At 59.2% G+C, this 17,068-nt stretch carries 17 protein-coding genes and 2 pseudogenes; 12 read left to right on the top strand and 7 right to left on the bottom strand.

The features are described 5' to 3' along the window. Nucleotides 1-608: 608 nt before the first annotated feature. Genes B0E55_RS25645 through B0E55_RS25650 form a run of 3 tightly spaced genes read left to right on the top strand, consistent with a single transcriptional unit; the run spans nucleotide 609 to nucleotide 2,240 of the window. Nucleotides 609-1,226 (top strand): nucleotidyltransferase, encoded by a 618-nt coding sequence (locus B0E55_RS25645; protein ID WP_108912738.1) that lies wholly within the window; start codon nucleotides 609-611, stop codon nucleotides 1,224-1,226. A 34-nt stretch (nucleotides 1,227-1,260) separates the two neighbouring features. Continuing rightward, on the top strand, nucleotides 1,261-1,524 hold the full coding sequence (locus tag B0E55_RS31385; protein WP_108912739.1) for a BON domain-containing protein: 264 nt from the start codon (nucleotides 1,261-1,263) through the stop codon (nucleotides 1,522-1,524). After that, the gene (locus tag B0E55_RS25650; protein WP_198538451.1) at nucleotides 1,521-2,240 is read left to right on the top strand and encodes a metallophosphoesterase family protein; all 720 of its coding nucleotides are present in this window, start codon (nucleotides 1,521-1,523) and stop codon (nucleotides 2,238-2,240) included. The genes B0E55_RS31385 and B0E55_RS25650 overlap by 4 nt, the downstream gene beginning before the upstream one ends. A 961-nt stretch (nucleotides 2,241-3,201) precedes the next feature. On the opposite strand, the gene B0E55_RS32290 is transcribed toward B0E55_RS25650, so the two are convergent. Together B0E55_RS32290 and B0E55_RS25665 are read right to left on the bottom strand one after the other, a co-directional pair. After that, the gene (locus tag B0E55_RS32290) at nucleotides 3,202-3,456 is read right to left on the bottom strand and encodes a hypothetical protein (protein ID WP_080910785.1); all 255 of its coding nucleotides are present in this window, start codon (nucleotides 3,454-3,456) and stop codon (nucleotides 3,202-3,204) included. Between the two features lie 64 nt (nucleotides 3,457-3,520). Continuing rightward, a complete protein-coding gene (locus B0E55_RS25665) occupies nucleotides 3,521-3,949 on the bottom strand; it encodes a hypothetical protein (protein WP_133053439.1) in 429 nt (142 codons plus the stop codon). Nucleotides 3,950-4,211: 262 nt separating this feature from the next. On the opposite strand from B0E55_RS25665, the gene B0E55_RS25670 reads away from it, so the two are divergent. Further along, a complete protein-coding gene (locus B0E55_RS25670; RefSeq protein WP_080910723.1) occupies nucleotides 4,212-5,585 on the top strand; it encodes a cytochrome P450 in 1,374 nt (457 codons plus the stop codon). Between the two features lie 160 nt (nucleotides 5,586-5,745). Here the strand turns inward: B0E55_RS25670 and B0E55_RS25675 are convergent, their stop codons facing one another. Then, nucleotides 5,746-6,357, bottom strand: coding sequence for a flavodoxin family protein (locus B0E55_RS25675; protein WP_080910724.1), 612 nt, complete (start codon nucleotides 6,355-6,357; stop codon nucleotides 5,746-5,748). A 214-nt stretch (nucleotides 6,358-6,571) separates the two neighbouring features. Between B0E55_RS25675 and B0E55_RS25680 the strand changes: the two genes are divergently transcribed. Further along, a complete protein-coding gene (locus B0E55_RS25680) occupies nucleotides 6,572-7,225 on the top strand; it encodes a UdgX family uracil-DNA binding protein (protein WP_080910725.1) in 654 nt (217 codons plus the stop codon). Between the two features lie 146 nt (nucleotides 7,226-7,371). Then, complete coding sequence (locus B0E55_RS32295; RefSeq protein ID WP_080910726.1) at nucleotides 7,372-7,599, top strand: DUF6480 family protein; 228 nt, start codon at nucleotides 7,372-7,374, stop codon at nucleotides 7,597-7,599. Between the two features lie 220 nt (nucleotides 7,600-7,819). Here the strand turns inward: B0E55_RS32295 and B0E55_RS25690 are convergent, their stop codons facing one another. Continuing rightward, the gene (locus B0E55_RS25690; RefSeq protein ID WP_133053440.1) at nucleotides 7,820-8,182 is read right to left on the bottom strand and encodes a hypothetical protein; all 363 of its coding nucleotides are present in this window, start codon (nucleotides 8,180-8,182) and stop codon (nucleotides 7,820-7,822) included. Nucleotides 8,183-8,454: 272 nt separating this feature from the next. Further along, the gene (locus B0E55_RS25695) at nucleotides 8,455-9,489 is read right to left on the bottom strand and encodes a Ppx/GppA phosphatase family protein (protein ID WP_080910728.1); all 1,035 of its coding nucleotides are present in this window, start codon (nucleotides 9,487-9,489) and stop codon (nucleotides 8,455-8,457) included. 219 nt (nucleotides 9,490-9,708) lie between these two features. Between B0E55_RS25695 and B0E55_RS25700 the strand changes: the two genes are divergently transcribed. Both B0E55_RS25700 and B0E55_RS25705 read left to right on the top strand, forming a co-directional pair. Further along, complete coding sequence (locus tag B0E55_RS25700; protein WP_133053441.1) at nucleotides 9,709-10,134, top strand: ATP-binding protein; 426 nt, start codon at nucleotides 9,709-9,711, stop codon at nucleotides 10,132-10,134. Beyond that, nucleotides 10,089-10,913 (top strand): SigB/SigF/SigG family RNA polymerase sigma factor, encoded by an 825-nt coding sequence (locus B0E55_RS25705; RefSeq protein WP_080910730.1) that lies wholly within the window; start codon nucleotides 10,089-10,091, stop codon nucleotides 10,911-10,913. Before B0E55_RS25700 ends, B0E55_RS25705 begins: the two co-directional genes overlap by 46 nt. A 4-nt stretch (nucleotides 10,914-10,917) precedes the next feature. On the opposite strand, the gene B0E55_RS25710 is transcribed toward B0E55_RS25705, so the two are convergent. Next, entirely contained in the window at nucleotides 10,918-11,247 is a 330-nt protein-coding gene (locus tag B0E55_RS25710; protein ID WP_080910731.1) for a hypothetical protein, read from the bottom strand. 290 nt (nucleotides 11,248-11,537) lie between these two features. Between B0E55_RS25710 and B0E55_RS25715 the strand changes: the two genes are divergently transcribed. Continuing rightward, nucleotides 11,538-13,310, top strand: coding sequence for a thiamine pyrophosphate-requiring protein (locus B0E55_RS25715; RefSeq protein ID WP_080910786.1), 1,773 nt, complete (start codon nucleotides 11,538-11,540; stop codon nucleotides 13,308-13,310). Between the two features lie 66 nt (nucleotides 13,311-13,376). Here the strand turns inward: B0E55_RS25715 and B0E55_RS25720 are convergent, their stop codons facing one another. Further along, on the bottom strand, nucleotides 13,377-13,613 hold the full coding sequence (locus B0E55_RS25720) for a hypothetical protein (RefSeq protein ID WP_080910732.1): 237 nt from the start codon (nucleotides 13,611-13,613) through the stop codon (nucleotides 13,377-13,379). Nucleotides 13,614-13,894: 281 nt separating this feature from the next. On the opposite strand from B0E55_RS25720, the pseudogene B0E55_RS25725 reads away from it, so the two are divergent. The 3 genes and pseudogenes from B0E55_RS25725 to B0E55_RS25735 all read left to right on the top strand — a co-directional run. Then, nucleotides 13,895-14,095: pseudogene (locus B0E55_RS25725) on the top strand (hypothetical protein); the annotation flags it as partial. A gap of 395 nt (nucleotides 14,096-14,490) precedes the next feature. Beyond that, nucleotides 14,491-15,207, top strand: coding sequence for a GAF and ANTAR domain-containing protein (locus B0E55_RS25730; RefSeq protein ID WP_080910734.1), 717 nt, complete (start codon nucleotides 14,491-14,493; stop codon nucleotides 15,205-15,207). A gap of 45 nt (nucleotides 15,208-15,252) precedes the next feature. Continuing rightward, nucleotides 15,253-17,047 (top strand): annotated as a pseudogene (locus B0E55_RS25735) (molybdopterin-dependent oxidoreductase). Nucleotides 17,048-17,068: the final 21 nt, after the last annotated feature.

Here is a 17,068-nt window from a genome sequence, read left to right on the forward strand (position 1 = left end):
CCTAACAGAGGGACAATCAGGCCCCGTCGGGGCGAATCGAGGCCGGGCTCGATGTTCCCGCGCCGGACGCCTGTTTCGTGTCCACAACTCGATGAGCACCTTGAAGTTCTCTATGTCGGTCTTGACGCCACGGAGAGAATTCCGACCTCTTCGGCGACGTCCTCCAGAATCGGTCGGGTCGATTCCATCCGTGCTGTCACCCGCGTCCGGCGATCGTCCAAACGGTGGAAGGTGATCACCTCAGCGTGGTTGGACCTGCGCCGGATTTCCATGGAACGGGCTCGGAAGGGTGCTGTCCGGCGATGAGGGCGTCGAATTCTCCCACTTGGCTTCATATCTCGACGATCCAATGTGTGACACATCGTCTTGACTCATCTCACGTACCCCTGAGATGGTGGGAATCGGCCCGAATATGGGTCACTGGTCGTACGCGGTACGCCCAGGAACGTTGACATCGACGAGATCTGTCACGGTACTGATGGGGTTCGGGCTACCCAATGGGGCGATAGCTGCATGCCAACCGTCTCACGGCCTCACGCTGCGATCGTGACCGAAAGCTGCGCTGCCCGTAGCCGGTTTACAAAGTCAGGATCGGGTATCGCTCATGAATGACCACCGAACCGACTCGGCACCGGCCACCGCCGGTCGAGTACTTCCCACCGCGCAACACTGTGTCGATGGACGAGTTGTTGCAGACATTGACACGTGTGGTTAATTCGCTGACCCACGCCGAGATCCCGTTCGCCGTTGCCGGAGGCTGCGCTGTTTACGCGCGGGGCGGACCGCCCTCGGGTCACGACGTTGATATTTTTCTGCGGCGGACCGACGTCGCCCCAGCACTTGCAGTACTGCAACAGAACGGCATGAGACGGGTGGACCCACCGGAGGACTGGCTGGTCAAAGCCTATGACGGAGACATTCTCGTTGACCTGATCTTCTCCGCGTCAGGACGTGAAATCACAGACGAATTGCTCGCGCGTGCGCCACGGATGCGAATAGGTTCAGCACACGCTCCGGTGGTTACCGCGACGGACCTGATGATCGACAAACTGAACGTCCTCGACGCTCACCGATGTGATTTTGTTCCGATGCTCCAAATCGCGAGGGACTTGCGTGAGCAGGTCGACTGGTCAGAGGTGGCAGACAAGACCGAATCGTCTCCGTATGCACGGGCGTTCCTGGGCCTGCTCGACGATCTGTCCATTGCCTCGCCGAAGTCCTCGTAGGACAGAGGCGTAACGAGCCGACTAGGAGGATGCGATGGAGTTCGAATCTCGGCTACCTCAATATGTGGTGGCTCACATTCGACGAGTCTTCGCGGAGGACCCCCGAACCTCTGAACTTGGTGTGAGGGTATCGATTCGAGGAGAGACCGTTCATCTCAGTGGCGAAGTGAGCACGCAGCATCGTAAGCACGAACTCGAATCAATCGTCGCGGAGATTTATCCGGACGTGCAGGTGCACAACGACATCCACGTGGTGAGCTCTGCGGAACCCCAGCCTGAATGCGAGGACTTGACGTGATACGCATTGCGGCGGTCGGTGACATCCATCTCGGTGTGGACTCCCGGGGAGAGATGCGCCCGGCTCTCGAGAAGGTGTCGATTCATGCGGACGTGCTACTGCTCGCGGGCGATCTCACCCGTCACGGCGGAGCCGAGGAGGCTGAGGTCGTGGCTGACGAGTTCGGCGAACTCGACGTTCCTGTGATCGCCGTGCTCGGCAATCACGACTACCACAGTGATGCGGTTGAAGATGTCACAGCAGTTTTGGTGGGGCGAGGTATCACAGTTTTGGAGGGACAATCGGTCACGATGGATATCGATGGGCAGACATTGGGGATCGCCGGCACAAAGGGATTTGGTGGGGGATTCGCGGGAAAATGCGCCAGTGTGTTCGGCGAACCTCAGATGAAGAACTTCGCGGGGCATACCGTCGAGGTGGCGGACCGCTTCCGCTCGACCGTCTCCGAACTCGAAGCTGACGTCCGAATTGCCTTGTTGCACTACTCGCCGGTCAGTGACACCTTGCATGGAGAGCCGCCTGAAATCTATCCGTTCCTCGGGTCCTATCTACTTGGGGAGCCGATTGACGAGTTTCATCTGGATCTCGCCCTGCACGGTCACGCTCACGCGGGATGTGAGCGTGGAACGACGCCGGGAGGCGTACGGGTTCGCAATGTCGCGCAACCCGTCATCCGCGCCGCTTACACGGTATACGGACTTGGTCGGCCCGATTGACGTACTGGACCGTAATTTGTCGAGTCGAATATCCGAACAGGCGCCCTTCGACCTGAATGCGAACACCAGGTCGGGGCCCCTGCGAAACCAGCACTCTGACTGCTCGATTTCACGCGAAGTATCTACTCTCCCATGTGCTGGACCGAGCGCGACGTGAAGGACCACGAGCGGATATTCCGAGTGGCAAGGAGTGTGCCCGACTTCCGCCCGCCGATCCGATCGAAACTTTGCGGTAGCACGGCACTGGACGAGAGCGTGCTGAGGCGGTGGCACTGAGGGTTCTCGACCGTGGAGTTCCCGGTTGTGAACGAGAATATGTCGAAGAGATGGTTCCGTACGGCGTAGCCAGTCTTCTGTGCGAGCACGCACAGGTCTCGAAAGACCTCGAAAGGCGCTGTGGAGCTCATCTTTCCAGCGAAGAGTGGCATTCGCGGAGCTGTGGAGATTGTCGAACTGCCCGTTTGCGAACGTGCTATGCACCCTTCGTTGAATGAGGATGGCTCGGCGTGTCTTCCCGTCTATCGAGAATGCAGTGCGGTGGACGCTGTCACCGCCGAGAAATATCAGTGCTCGATTTAAATCGCTGGTTGTCAGGACTACTCGGTGGAAAGCCCCGAAACGTGGCATCCGACGGTGGCCGCTGTTTTGGCTTTGCCGAGCAAAGCCCCCCAGAGTTTCAAAAACGCAGAAGCCAACCGACTTGCAGTGTTTCGCGCGAGGTGCCGGGATTGGCATTGCGCCGGCCCACGCGAGTGCTACGTCAATCCCCGTGCCGTCGATGCATATGACGCGGGCATCACAATTTCGCGCGCGGTCAACCGTCCGGACAGACTCGATGATTCGGTACGGCGTTCGCGGGCACCGACAACGCCCGAGCCCTTCTCATCGAGTTGGTACGTCGCAAAATTCGCCGAAGATCGACGGATGGTCCGTCCGACTCGAACTTTGCTGATTCTGTCTGTCAGCTGTGACGACTCCCGGCGGCGACGCGGTCTGTTGGCTCGTCGTGACCGCTCTCTCTTGCACAATGGGCGCAGCAATATATCGTCTCGTCCACCTCGATACCGTGCCCGGGTATGCGACAGCCGCAGTGGGCGCATTGCGGAGCCAGGGCTTGTACCGCGCATTCGAAACTGTCGAATGTTGCGGTGCGATCTCCGCGTGTCACAGTGAAGGTTCGATCGTACTCATTGCCACAGGTTTCACATTTAGCCACGAAATTCTCCTTCTCTTTTACGGTCTCGCTTACCTCTCCTGGTCGGCTAGCCTGTAGGTCATTGTCACGACGGACAGGCAGGTGTAACCAAGTCATAGATCTGTTCAGCTTGAGCTTGCGTCGGTTCATTGCCGTTGTGTGCGGCGAGCGTTCGGACCTGCTCGGTGACTTGTTGCTCATCGGCTCCGGCTCCAATGGCATCGCATGATTGCAGGACTATGACTTTGATGCTCTCATCGTCACGCTCTTCCGCGAGTTCTGAATACCCGGTTCGGAATGCAACGACGAAGGAAGTCAGTTTCGCTTCATCAAGGGTCCCCAGATCGGCGGATCCGGACGTCGAAGTCTCCTCGTCGGTGACTTGGCCGGTCGGGGGGGTCATGTTCTGAATCGACGCAGTGGCATTCGTATCTTCGTTTCCACCGTTGTTTCCGCAGGCTCCAGTCGATATCAGGGTGCCCGCGAGTATCGTTGCGCAAATTATCCTCTTCATGTCTGCTCCGTTCAAGCGGAATTGAGTTTCAGGCTTCGTGCGTTGCGGGTGGTCATGCCCCGGTGTTACCCCAAGCCATCGATTTCTACCCGCCGTTCGCGTGGCTCAATACTGGAAACAATGGAATCCTCGTAAACAGCTGAGACGCAGTGACTTTCGTAGGATCGAGGTCCGGCGCTCAACCGATTCTCGGCGATCGAACCCGCCATGCCCGGGAATTGTCGAGGGTTTGGTGAGGGTGCCATCGGGTAGGTACCAACCCATGACTACCAACGAAACCACGGCGACGACATCAGTAAGCGTGCCGACAGTGACTGGTATCCGGGCAGTGCGACTCTTGATGCAACTAGCGGGCCCGTCAGTGGTAGCCGGCGCCATCGCTCGCAGGCACTCGACGTTGCCGCTGCTGGAAAAAGTGCAAGCCGATGCTTCGACTCCACGACTCGTATCGGGACTTCGCGAGGAATTCGGATCTGGCCCCCTGCTGCTCGATCTACCGGGTCGCCGAGTCGTAGTATTGCTCGACAGGGAGGACGCGAGTCGCGTCCTCGAGGAGACACCGGATCCGTTCTCCCCGGCAAACCGCGAAAAGGTCGCTGCACTCAGTTCTTTTCAACCTCATGGAGTTCTCGTAACTCGGGGCCGATTGCGGGTCGCTCGACGCGCTTTCAACGAATCCGTTCTCGAGACAGGCGAACCACTTCACTATCTCGCTGGAGCAATGACCGAAACCGTGGTCAGCGAAACCGGCGAACTCAACGAGCTCGCACGTGCGCGCGGGCATTTGGATGCGGGTAGTTTTCTGCCGGCCTGGTGGAATCTGGTCCGCTCGCTGGTGCTGGGGTCGTCCGCACGCGAGGACAATTCTGTCACCGACCAACTTTGGCGCCTGAGGTCGCAGGGCAACTGGTCCTACTTCCTTCCGCATCGTCGCCGATTGCGGGATCGGTTCATCGAGAGTCTCTATCAGTACGCAGCACGCGCTGAAATGCCCAGTCTCATCGCGGCAGTCAATCAGACATCCGCTGCACCCTCGGTCGACCCGATTGGGCAGGTGCCCCATTGGCTGTTCGCATTCGATGCGGCCGGCATCGTCACTATTCGAGCGCTGGCGCTCCTTGCGACCCACCCGCGACAACGGGCACGCGCACTGGAAGAAATCGACGAGACCGATCCCCGACACCCCAGCCGATACCCGTTCTTACGCGCGTGCGTCTTGGAATCCGCGCGGCTATGGCCGACCACGCCTGTAATTCTGCGTGATTCGATCGCTCCGACGACTTGGCCGACCGAACGCGGTGTCGCCGAAATTCCTACCGACAGTGCATTCATCATCCTGACCGCAGCATTTCACCGGGATCCGCAAAATGTGCCGTTTGCCGACGTGTTCACCCCTGACGCTTGGCTCGACGGCCGTGCTGATACGCAAGCGTTCATGCCCTTCAGCGGCGGACCTGCCGTATGTCCAGGGCAGAACTTCGCTCTCTTCGTCGCTACGACTGCACTGGCAAACCTGCTGCGCGGAAACACCTTCGAACTCGACCCGAGAACTGGTTTGACCGCAGACGCGGCTGTGCCGGCTACACTCAATCACTACAGTCTTCGTTTTCGTACGAAACCGGCAAGACGGCGCTAGCGTGGTCGACCACTGAATCGCTGTGGCTCTGGAACGAAACGCAGTGGCTCATGCTGACCATTGCGACGAGGGGGAGCCGAAGTTACTGGCCAGCGCAGAAGTTGGTCCGCGCCAGAGGATTTTGCAGACTTCGGTCTCACGACGCTGAATCTCTGGCCCGTCAATCCTCTACCGGATACGGTTGTTGGCGAAGGACTTTCGCGAGGTGCACGGCGTTACGCACGAGGGTGGAGTTGGCGGATGCTACGGCCCGGGGCACGCTTTCCAAGTCGTTGTAGTCCCCGGGTGTCATCGCCTCGCCATTCCAGTAGGTGCACCCCTGTGCCGGTATGGAAAAGCCACAATCGTTGAGAGCTTGAAAGAGTGAGGCAACTATGGCGTGTGCCCCGTCCTCATTACCGACTACTGCTGCTACTGCGACCTTGTCGAACATGCCAGGTCTACCACGGTCGTCTGTTTCGGAGAGTTCGGCATCGAGACGCTCGAGAGCACGCTTGGCGACACTCGACATTTGACCAAGCCATGTGGGGGTCGAAACCAGCAAGATGTCTGCATTGTGTATTTGTGCCCGAATTCGAGGCCATTGATCGCCCCCGCCCATGTCGATTTCCACTCCGGGTCGAATGTCATGGTCCACGAGTCGAATTGAACTGCAGCTCACGCCCTCTTCGCGAAATTCGGAGAGGAGCTGCTCGGCAATGAGTTCGCTACTCGACCGTGCAGGCGAAGGTTTCAAGGAGCAAGTCAAAGCGAGAGCAGTCAAGGAGTTCATGACGGGCGACTACCCAGCCTCTGCCTTCTCCACACACTGGCGACAAATTTGTTGGTTCTGGCGGGTCGAAGTGTGGTTCTGCAGATATTTTGGCTTCGAACGATGTCGCAGGATTGCTGGATTACAGAAGACCGCGTCAGGGCATGCCTCGATAGCACAACCCGCCCGTCGAGAGAACCCGTTTTGTCAGTGGTGAAACCCGAAGGGAGCCAGGATGGATGACGGTGGTGCAGACAAATTCGTGCCGGACAGTCGGGACCTACGCAGACTCAAAGCCGCTGCGTCGAACTGTCGCGGCTGCGGCCTTTACCGCGAGGCCAACCAGACTGTGTTCGGGAATGGAAAGAAGGCGGCCACGTTGATGCTCGTCGGGGAACAGCCCGGTGACCAGGAAGACAACGCTGGTAAGCCGTTCGTGGGCCCCGCTGGCAAACTGCTGCAGCGGGCGCTCGACGCAGCGGACATCGATCGCAGCGAGGCGTATGTGACAAATGCGGTCAAACATTTCAAATTCGTACGGGCTGAGCGTGGAACGCGTCGTATTCACAAGAAGCCCGGGCGCGGCGAGATCGACGCATGCCGTCCTTGGCTCGTGGCAGAGATCGACGCGGTTGAACCCGATGTTGTTGTGTGCCTGGGGGCGACGGCGGCGCAGTCGCTGATCGCGCGAGACTTTCGTGTCACGGCACACCGCGGAGAAAGGCACCATCTGATGCCGGAACTGGGCGTGCACTGCGATCCGTTCGTCTTTGCGACCGTCCATCCTTCTTCGATTCTCCGGGGGGCACGTGATGAGCGTGAACGGGCTTTCGCCGACCTGGTGACCGACCTTCGAGCCGCGATGGTTTCGTGTCAGTCGCCGAGATAAAGGTTCGAAGCGGAGGGGGCGAAGAGAAACGGGACTGAATCACATCCTGGCACGGAGTACTTTTTCGGTCAATCGGGTAGCACCACGACTACGCAAGGAAAGGGCCTCGGGTCCGCCCGAACATAATCCCGTGGAGATGAGGAAAAGTGATCGCTACACCGCCAGAACCAGATCCCGCCAACACCCCTGACTTGGAGCCCGGCGGAGGTGTTGCGCCCGGGCGAACACCACCTGATGCTGCACAAACTTCCGGTTTGTCTTCTCCGGAACCCTCGCCCGCCGGAAAGTTCCCGCTGATGGGCATTGGGACGGTCATCGCAATCGGGGTTATTGTGCTTGTGTTCGTCGTCGTCGCCGTAGCGATACTCGTGTAGGGGGTTCAGACGCCACCGAGTTTCGGACACAGGCGCCTATGTCTCAGCAAGATTTCCCTCCATGCTGTCGATCGTGCAACGTCGCCCAGTTGGCGCTGTATAGGAACACGCTGCGGATTCATATCCGCATCGGACGACCACCCCCAGCCACGATCGACGCCCTCGGCTGTTCGCACAAGTTTGGCGAGCCGCGTAGCCAGGACATGGGTGCTGGGCCCCGCTAGCCAACCATCAGAAAACGCATGGATGCGAGCAGATAGATCATCATGAGCGTGAGCAGCCCCCACGCGACTCCTTGCCAGATCGGCCACGGGCGTTGGTTTTTCCATGCACGGTAAGCTCGAACCAGTGCCGACAAACCGCCGACAAGCAAAACCGCAGCAGGCACGATTGCCAGAGCAAATCGCTCTGTATCCGTGCATGCTGGAAGTTCGCGAACGTGACAGGTGTCCGGCCGGTTCGCCATCCAGACGAGTGCGAGCGCTGCGACGATTGCGGCGAAGGCAATGGACACGCCTGCGTGCACCAGCGCGCAACGTGACGTAGCTCTGGCGTTCCACCTTTTCTCGACGTCATTTGTCATTGTCATCCTCTTTCGTCTAAGGCGATTTCCACGGGATGATAAGCGCCCTCACAGAATTCGAGCTGGTAACGGGACGAGACCTCGTTAGCGAATGTGTGTGTCTGATTTTGCACTACCTGCGAAGGGTGTTCCGTGACCGTCGAACGTGCTCGTTCGCCGCATCCCCGCACCACCTGCACCCTAGTGCTCGGGTCGATACCGTGCAGCGCACTGCAATCCCAACCCGACTGAATGTTTCGAAACACTTGCAGGTACTCAGCCATTCAAAATGTTCAGCGTGTGGAGTCGAGAGGTGCGTCTACGCCCGGTAGGACGGTGATCGAGGCGCCGTCCAGGTGCGGCTTGGGGGTAAGTGCATGGAGGGGAAGTTCGTTTCGAAGGTCTGACACTGCCGAAAGATGTTGCAATATCACACCTTCTCGCAGCGCCCATGGGCTCACATCCACCTCGTCGATATCGAGTGCGGACAGGGTCTCGTAGGCGACGATCGCTCCCGCCACGATCTGGTGCGCGCGCGATCTGGCAATTCCTTGCAGTTTGGAACGTCGTTCAGTCGTCATCGCAGCCAGTCGTGGCACCCACCCGTGTAGATCCTTGCGGGACAATGTTCTTCGTACGAACGGGCCCTTTCTTTGCGGTGGTGCTCCGGTCAGGCGCGCCAACTGCTTAAAAGTTTTCGATGTGCCTACAACTCTCTGAGGCTTTCCCTCCCACAACAAGCGGTCCGCTGTCTCGCGTAGTGACGCTCGCACATACCGTCGTAACTCCTTTACTTGTTTGTGAGATGGGGGATCGGCGTCGAAGAATGTCCGCGTGAGCCGCCCTGCCCCCAGCGGCAGCGAAACAGCCAACTCCGGGGCAGCATCGCGGCCGAGGGTGATCTCCATAGTCGTACCGCCTATGTCGAGATCCAGGAGTCGACCCGCGCACCACCCGTACCAGCGATGCACCGCGAAATACGTCAAGCGCGCTTCTTGCAGTCCGGTGAGGAACTGGGGTCGCAATCCGCATTCGGACGCTACCTTGTCAAGAATCTCCTCTCGATTCGCTGCATCTCGGATCGCGGCCGTCACAAACACGTAGATTTGATCGACCTCGTACCGATGCGCTGACTGCAACGACTGCGTCACGGCTCGACAGACTCGATCTATCCCGCCGGCATCCAGGCACTGACTGGCGTCGATCGACTCACCCAGCCCAGTGGCAGCTTTCAGTGCGTGCAAGGGAAGCGGGGGCGCACCGGCAGTCGCTTCCACGATCTGCAACTGCGCCGAATTGGACCCGACATCCAACACACCTAGCCGCATAGACAGCGGGTACCCCAGGGCCGAGAACTAAACACTCACTTGGATGCCACAAGCCGCAGACGTCGAAAAGCTTTGTCCACGTTGGGTGTCGAGGCAGCGACAGAAGCCGAGTTTGGAGTTCTGGTTGCTGGGTAGCTGAAATATCGGGAACCGAATCTGGCTTGCGACCAGGACCAGTCGGACCGGCCGTTCTCCGAGCAGGTACAGGAGCGCAAACACGTGATGTCTTACGAACGGGCGATCGATACGTCAACTTCACCTTCTGCTTCATTGACCATCGACGCGTCTCCGGAGCACCTCGGCGTACTCCGAGCCCTCGTGCGGACCGCTGCCGCACACTATCCACTTACCCTGGATGCTTTGACCGACCTTGTGCTGGCTGCAGATGAAGCTGCAAGCACTCTCGTCAATTACGCGGCCCCGAGAAGCACCCTGATGTGCACGTTCGCCGTCGACACTGACCATCAGCTGCGAATCGGCCTGACGGCCACTACCTTGCGACCCATCAGTAACAGTTCCTCATCATTCGGGCGCATCGTTCTCCGAACGCTGGTCGACAACGTGGCAATCGAACAGGTACCCACACCGATCGATGGAGAATGGCTGGTCACCATCATGCTGGGAAAGGCGGTGCAACCCGGTTGACGACGCCTCAAGCCAGAGAAAGCAAAGACTACGCACACGTCATCGGCTTGTTCGCGGAGATGGCTGCTCTGCCGGAGGACGCCCCAGAACGTGAGCGCCTCCGAGTGCATATTATCGAGTCGTGTCTGCCCATTGCAGAGAACATCGCCACCCGGTACCGAGGGCGCGGTCAAAGCCACGAAGACCTCGTTCAAGTTGCCAGTGTCGGCCTTGTCAACGCCGTAAATCGATTCGACTTGGACAAGGGTAGAGACTTTCTGTCGTTTGCCATCCCGACGATGATGGGGGAGGTCCGCAAGCACTTCCGCGATCGGGGGTGGGACGTTCGGATTCCACGCTCGATGCAGGAAAATTATCTCGCACTGCAGAAAGCGGGGGCTGCCCTCACCCAAAGTCTCGGCCGTGAGCCAACCGTTCCCGAGCTCGCTGCGCAGATCGACGTCGAACCCGGTGAGATTGCCGCAATCATCGCGGCCGGTGACTCGTACCACGCCGCTTCGCTCGATGCCGCCTTCTCTGCTGACGGGGCGTCCCTCGCAGACAGTCTGGGGGACTTCGACGCAGCCTTGGACGGCATCGACACTCACGAAACACTTCGGCCGGCACTTCTTGCGCTGCCGGAGCGGGAGAGGACCATTCTCGTCTACCGATTCTTCGGTCAACTGACCCAAACCGAAATAGCCGAAAAAGTCGGAATCTCCCAGATGCATGTATCGCGGTTGCTTGCTCAATCTCTCGAAACACTGCGAAAGGCTCTCGGAGGAAACATCTCTCGATGAGGAACTACGGCTCGGCCAAGCGAGTTCGCAGGAAGGATGCGACCTCGCGCCCGACATACTCGATGGCGACACTCACCTCAACGGCGCCGCAACTCACATCATGCATCACTCGTACATGCCCTTCCGGCGAGAGCACATAATCTTCGTACACTTCTGACGCCGGACCCGTTCCCTCCGCGTCGACGATCCTGAAACCCGCAGCGGTCAACAGTTTCCCAATGCGGGTCACCACTTCCTGGAAGGGCACGTCAGTGATGCCGTCGCCGCAAACAGCAGCACGAACCGTCACAGTTTCGACCGCAACTCCCTTCCGCGTTGGAGCGCTGAAAGTCATTCGGCAACTCCGGCAAGTCGAGCTGCACGGCGTCCGGGCTGATACGAAGTCTCGAACGGGAGGCTGTTGCGCATTGTCGAATCACACTCGACGGGCAACTGTAGTCGGACTACCAAAGATCGATGGCGGTGGCTGATCATCATGACTCCTGCGTGGAAAGTTCTGCCGGAAACATTTGGCAGCTACCCGGTGGACATGAAAAGTACACATTCCACGGCCGAGAATTGCTCGTGTACTTCATCGTTCGCTGGGTAGTCCCCGAGAAGCGAGCTACGGAAGAAGGTGATCGAATGCCGAACGTCGCGGACGGGATCGTCAACCGACTCCTGGCATGGAAAGTGCCGCGGATATTCGGATACCCAGGGGACGGAATCAACCCGATCATGGCTGCGCTGAGCCGCGCCACCGACCGAATCGAGCTGGTGACAGCCAGACACGAGGAAATGGCAGCGTTCATGGCAGTTGGTCATGCCAAGTACACCGGGGAAGTCGGCGTCTGTCTTGCCACCCAGGGGCCCGGCGCCGTCCATCTCCTCAACGGGCTGTACGACGCAAAGCTCGATCGTAAACCGGTGGTTGCAATCGTCGGACAGGTCGCATTGACGGCGCGGGGCAGCAGCTACCAGCAAGAGATCGATTTGCCGACACTGTTCAAAGACGTGTGCGCGCAGTACTCGCAAACCCTTTCCACCCCGGAGCAACTGGAAGCAGTGCTGGACAACGCCTTCCGCACAGCCATAGCGACCTCCAGCCCTACCTGCGTCATAGTTCCGCACGATGTGCAACAACACGAGATAAAAAACAAACCGCACAGCCACGGCATCGTCCCAAGCGCTCCCGTTGTGACTTTTCCGCGCGTGGTTCCCACCGCAGCGGACGTGACTCGGGCGGCCGCGCTACTGAACGGTGGCGAACGCATCGCGATGCTGGTCGGGCAAGGCGCACGCGGAGCGCGCGCCGAAATCGCCGAGGCAGCACAACTACTCAGCTCAGGAGTGACAACATCGCTATTGGGAAAGCCAGTCGTCGACGAGACTTCACCATGGTCATGCGGTGTTATGGGCCATCTGGGGACCACAGCCGCAGCGGATCTCATGAGCGAATGCGACACGCTCCTGATCGTCGGAAGTAACGATCCATGGACTGAGTTCTATCCTGCTCCAGGGCAAGCTCGTGCGGTCCAAATCGACATAGACGCTCGCAATGTGGGTTCCAAATACGATATCGAAGTACCGATTGTCGGCGATGCGGCGGAGTCTCTCCGTATGTTGCTACCGCTTCTTCGTCACCGCGAGAAGCAATGGAGCAACGACGTTGCAACCATGATCGAAAACTGGAGAGCGATTTCGAACGATCGCCTGTCTCGAGACCGGACACCGTTGAATCCGCAGGCTGTTGTGGGAACGCTTGCTTCGTGCATTCCGCGAGACGCTCTTGTGGCGGTCGATGTCGGATCGGTGGTGTACTGGTATGCCCGATTCCTCCCCCTACCCGCGGAAGTTCCCGCCCACCTGTCGAGCACACTCGCGTCCATGGGATCGGCGATGCCTTACGGTTTGGCCGCGAAGTTCGCCCATCCGCACCGCCCGGTCGTCGCGCTGGCCGGCGACGGGGCGATGCTCATGAGTGGAAATTCCGAGTTGATCACGCTGGCACGTCACTGGCGGGAGTGGGCGGACCCACGATTCGTAGTGCTCATACTCAACAATGGTGATCTGGCTGAAGTCAGTTGGGAGCAAAGGGAGATGGAAGGAGACACTCGTTTCAGTCAGTCCCAGGAAGTTCCGTCTTTCAACTTCGCCGAGTACGCCGATTTACTCGGCCTGGGCGGAATCCGTTTACACAAGCGCGAGGACACCGAATCTGTGTGGAGGACGGCGCTGGAGGCGGAAAGACCGGTCGTCATCGAAGCCATGGTCGATCCGAATACTCCTCTGCTTCCTCCTCGCGCTTCGCAGGACAAAGCTCGAACAATGAGAGAAGCGCTTCGCCGCGAAGGCGCCGACTACGCTGTAGACGAATTGGACAGGCAGCGATCCGGTGAAGAGGAAGCCGAGTCCTGAGGAGCTGCACGAGACAAGAGCCCTAGCCGCATGCAACGCGCAGCACCTGTCGAACGCCGTGCCCGTCTAAATGGTCGAGCCGTCCAGCCTGGCACTGAGCAGTTTCTTGCCTTCCTTGCCGCCCTTTCGACTTTCCGTCTGTGCTCGCCGGAAGAAGTCCGCAAGTTCGTCATCGCCGTCACGTTCCGCGTCTCGAATGTAGGTCTCCATTCGTAGCGCGTTACTCAACGATGCTTCGACGAACCAAATCAGGTTGTAGTCTTTGTCTTTCGTGCCGGTCACCGTACCGGTTTCTTCAGTCATCGGTCCTCCTTGATCGAAGTGGGGATTCAGGGGTGGATGACTCCTGCCCGCAGGACACGTACCCACGCGGGACTGGGCCAAACGAATATCGACGTCGTGGAAATGGCGCAGGCGTGTGTCACATCGGATTGCCCGGGGTAGAAGAAGTCCAAGGCACGGTAGACCCATGCGACCCCAGTTCGGTATCGCCGCGCCTGAGGCTTCCTCCGGTTGAGAAAACAGCCGAGGAAGCCGCCTCGAAATTGGTCTCACGCCACCGGCGAAATGCGGAAGGAAAGTGAATGAGCATCGAAGATGGTCCCGGCGACACGCTGAATGTCAGCGAAAGCGTCGACGACGACGAGGTACCAGAAAAAGACGGCGACGACGTCGTAGATCCACCCGAGACGTGGAGCGAAGCCGACAGATTCGGCACGACGCCTCGGGAAGCGCGAGAGGGCGAATCGTTGGATCAGAAACTCGAGGAAGAAGAACCGGATGTGCTCGAGGGTCGTTGAATTGCCGCATGGGTGAGTGCCTGTCGTCCGGGATTCGATCGCGTGATTGACGATCGCAAGATGCGGGTAGGTCCGCTCCACAATGAAGCTTCTGGCAACAAGACTGCGCCGCCCTGGAATTAACGCCAGGGCGAGAAGTCGGACATCGAAGGGGAAAGAGAGTCGTGAATCAAAAACCGAATAATCCCTCCGAAGAACCGTACGATCCGTCGGATGATCCCGATGCGGATCCCCGTAACGTGCAGTCCGTCACCCGACAACCAGATCAAGCGGAAGGGGAAGACTATGACGAATCGAGCTGATGTGCCGTCTCCTTCACACGCCAATCGTCGAATACGTAACCTTCTCACGCACCCTGCAGACAGGGACTAGGCGCCTTGATGCCAAATCTCCCTGCCCGTCGTGTGCAGGCACCGCCACAGCCATTCGACGTCACCAAACGCCTGTCCGACGAACTTGTCCAGTGCACCGGGGTAGACGGAGCCGGTGTCGCGGTGTTTGCATCGGCGTCCACGCGCGATCTCGTGTACGCGACCGATACCGTATCTGAGGAATTGGACGAAATTCAATTCACCCTCGGCGAGGGGCCGTGTCTCGACGCGTTCCGCTTTCAACACAGCGAACTTCATGACGACATAGCCAGCGGAGAAGCACGGAATCGGTGGCCAATTTTCTCGAGCCAAGTCCTGGCTTTAGGGGCGGCGAGCGTTTACGCGTACCCCTTGACCATCGGGGGTGAGCCGTTCGGGGTTCTGGAAATGTACGGGCGCTCCCCGGTGTCCCTGGCTTCGACCGATGACGCGACATGCCGGTTGTATGCAGAGTCGATCGGCCATGCAGTACTGGCGGAACTCGACCCTGCGTACGCACTGATTTCCGGGACTGATCTAAAGGTTTTCAGACGCGGGAATGTACATGTTGCTTCCGGAATGTTGGCTGCACGGCTCGGTGTTCCAGTGGAAGAAGCGTTGGTACGTTTGCGATCTGCTGCGTTCTCTCAGCATCGTCGGATCACCGCCGTTGCGCTCGAGATCGTCCGAGGAGAGCGCCTCGATCTCGACAGCAGTCGGCACACTGGCATCCGCGGCGATACATGAATATCCCTTGGTTTCCGTCCTTCTGGCGCGGGGTAGCAACCCAGGATGGCCGAACAAGACCGGATCGCTGAACCCTGGGGGGATCGGACACCGTACCGAGCGGGAGATCGGTGGCCGGCGCGTCCCGATATCTGCCTGGCCCCGGGCATCGAGGTAGACGATGTGGAGACTTGGGTGCAATCTGCATCTCTGCTACACAGCAACGGCGACGCCATGGATATTGCGGTTCGGGACGCTCGGATCGTCGGTGTGCGTGGTCGCGTCGACGACAGGGTGAACCACGGTCGGCTCGGGCCCAAGGATTATTATTGCGCAAGGCTGGGTCGATCATACGTACGTCGACGATCACTCGGTCGGCTACGACGACCTTGTCGCCTGCGTTTCGGAGTACACACTCGAGCGCGTCGCGAAACTCTGCGGTGTCTCCGAAGAGGATGTACGTCGAGCAGCGCAACTATTGGGCACAGCCGAGCGCCTACTGTCGACAGTGTTGCAAGGGTTCTACCAATCGCACCAGGCGACGGCAGCGGCAGTGCAAGTGAACAACATCCACATCATCCGCGGCATGCTCGGTCGCCCCGGATGCGGGCTGCTGCAGATGAACGGGCAGCCCACGGCTGAGAACACACGAGAATGTGGCGCCAACGGAGACCTGGCGGGGTTTCGGAACTGGGCGAACGACGAGCACGTCGCAGAACTCGCCAAACTGTGGAACCTGGACGTCCGGCGGATGCAGCACGACGGACCGCCGACGCACGCGATGAAGATATTCGAACATGCAGAACAAGGCGCGATTCGCATGCTGTGGATCAGTGCGACCAATCCGGCTGTCTCCCTACCCGAGCTGCATCGGATCAGATCAATCCTGGCGCAGCAACGTCTTCTTCTTGTTGTACAGGACATTTTTCTCACTGAAACCGCCGAACTCGCCGACGTGGTTCTTCCCGCATCGACCTGGGGCGAGAAGACTGGAACCTTTACCAATGCCGATCGGACCGTACACATTTCGGACAAAGCGGTCGAGGCGCCAGGTGCAGCGAGAGCCGACCTCGAAATTTTCCTCGACTACGCGCGGCGTATGGCTTTCCGCGACAAGGACGGCGATCCATTTCCGCCCTGGCACGATCCGGAGTCTGCCTTCGAAGCATGGAAAAAATGCAGCGCCGGACGCCCGTGCGACTACACCGCGCTCACATACGAGGGTCTGCGAGGGGGAAGCGGCATTCAATGGCCGTGCGATGGCGAGCACGCCGACGGGACCGAGCGTTTGTACACCGACGGACAGTTCTTTGCCGCGCCCGCCTACTGCGAAAGTTACGGCAAGAATCTGGTTACCGGCGCGCCAGTCGATGCGCAGGAATACCGCACCCGTAACCCACACGGCAAAGCGATGATCAAAGCAGCACAGTACGTTCCACCTCGCGAACACGTAGACGACGAGTACCCATACGCGCTCATCACGGGCCGGACTTTATACCACTTTCACACGCGAACCAAGACTGCCCGCGTTCCGCAATTGCAAGCCGCCGCACCGCAGGTATGGGTCGAGGTCTCAGCGGGTGATGCGCTCCGCAATCGCATCGACGAAGGCGATCTCGTCGCGGTCATGTCACGGCGGGGCATCATCGAAGGACAAGCGCGTATCACCGGTATCCGCGAAGGGGTGATCTTCGTGCCGTTCCACTACGGATATTGGGACACTCCGCGTTCGGAATCGGGTCGCCACGTACATCGGCGCGCGGCGAACGAGATGACGGTCACCGATTGGGATCCCGCTTCCACGCAGCCCATTTTCAAGACTGCCGCTTGCCGTATCCAACGACTCGGTCCTCCGCTCTAGGTCGTCGGTCAACCTCCATGC

It is taken from the genome of Rhodococcus sp. 66b (assembly GCF_002076325.1).
Lineage (GTDB): Bacteria > Actinomycetota > Actinomycetes > Mycobacteriales > Mycobacteriaceae > Rhodococcus_F > Rhodococcus_F erythropolis.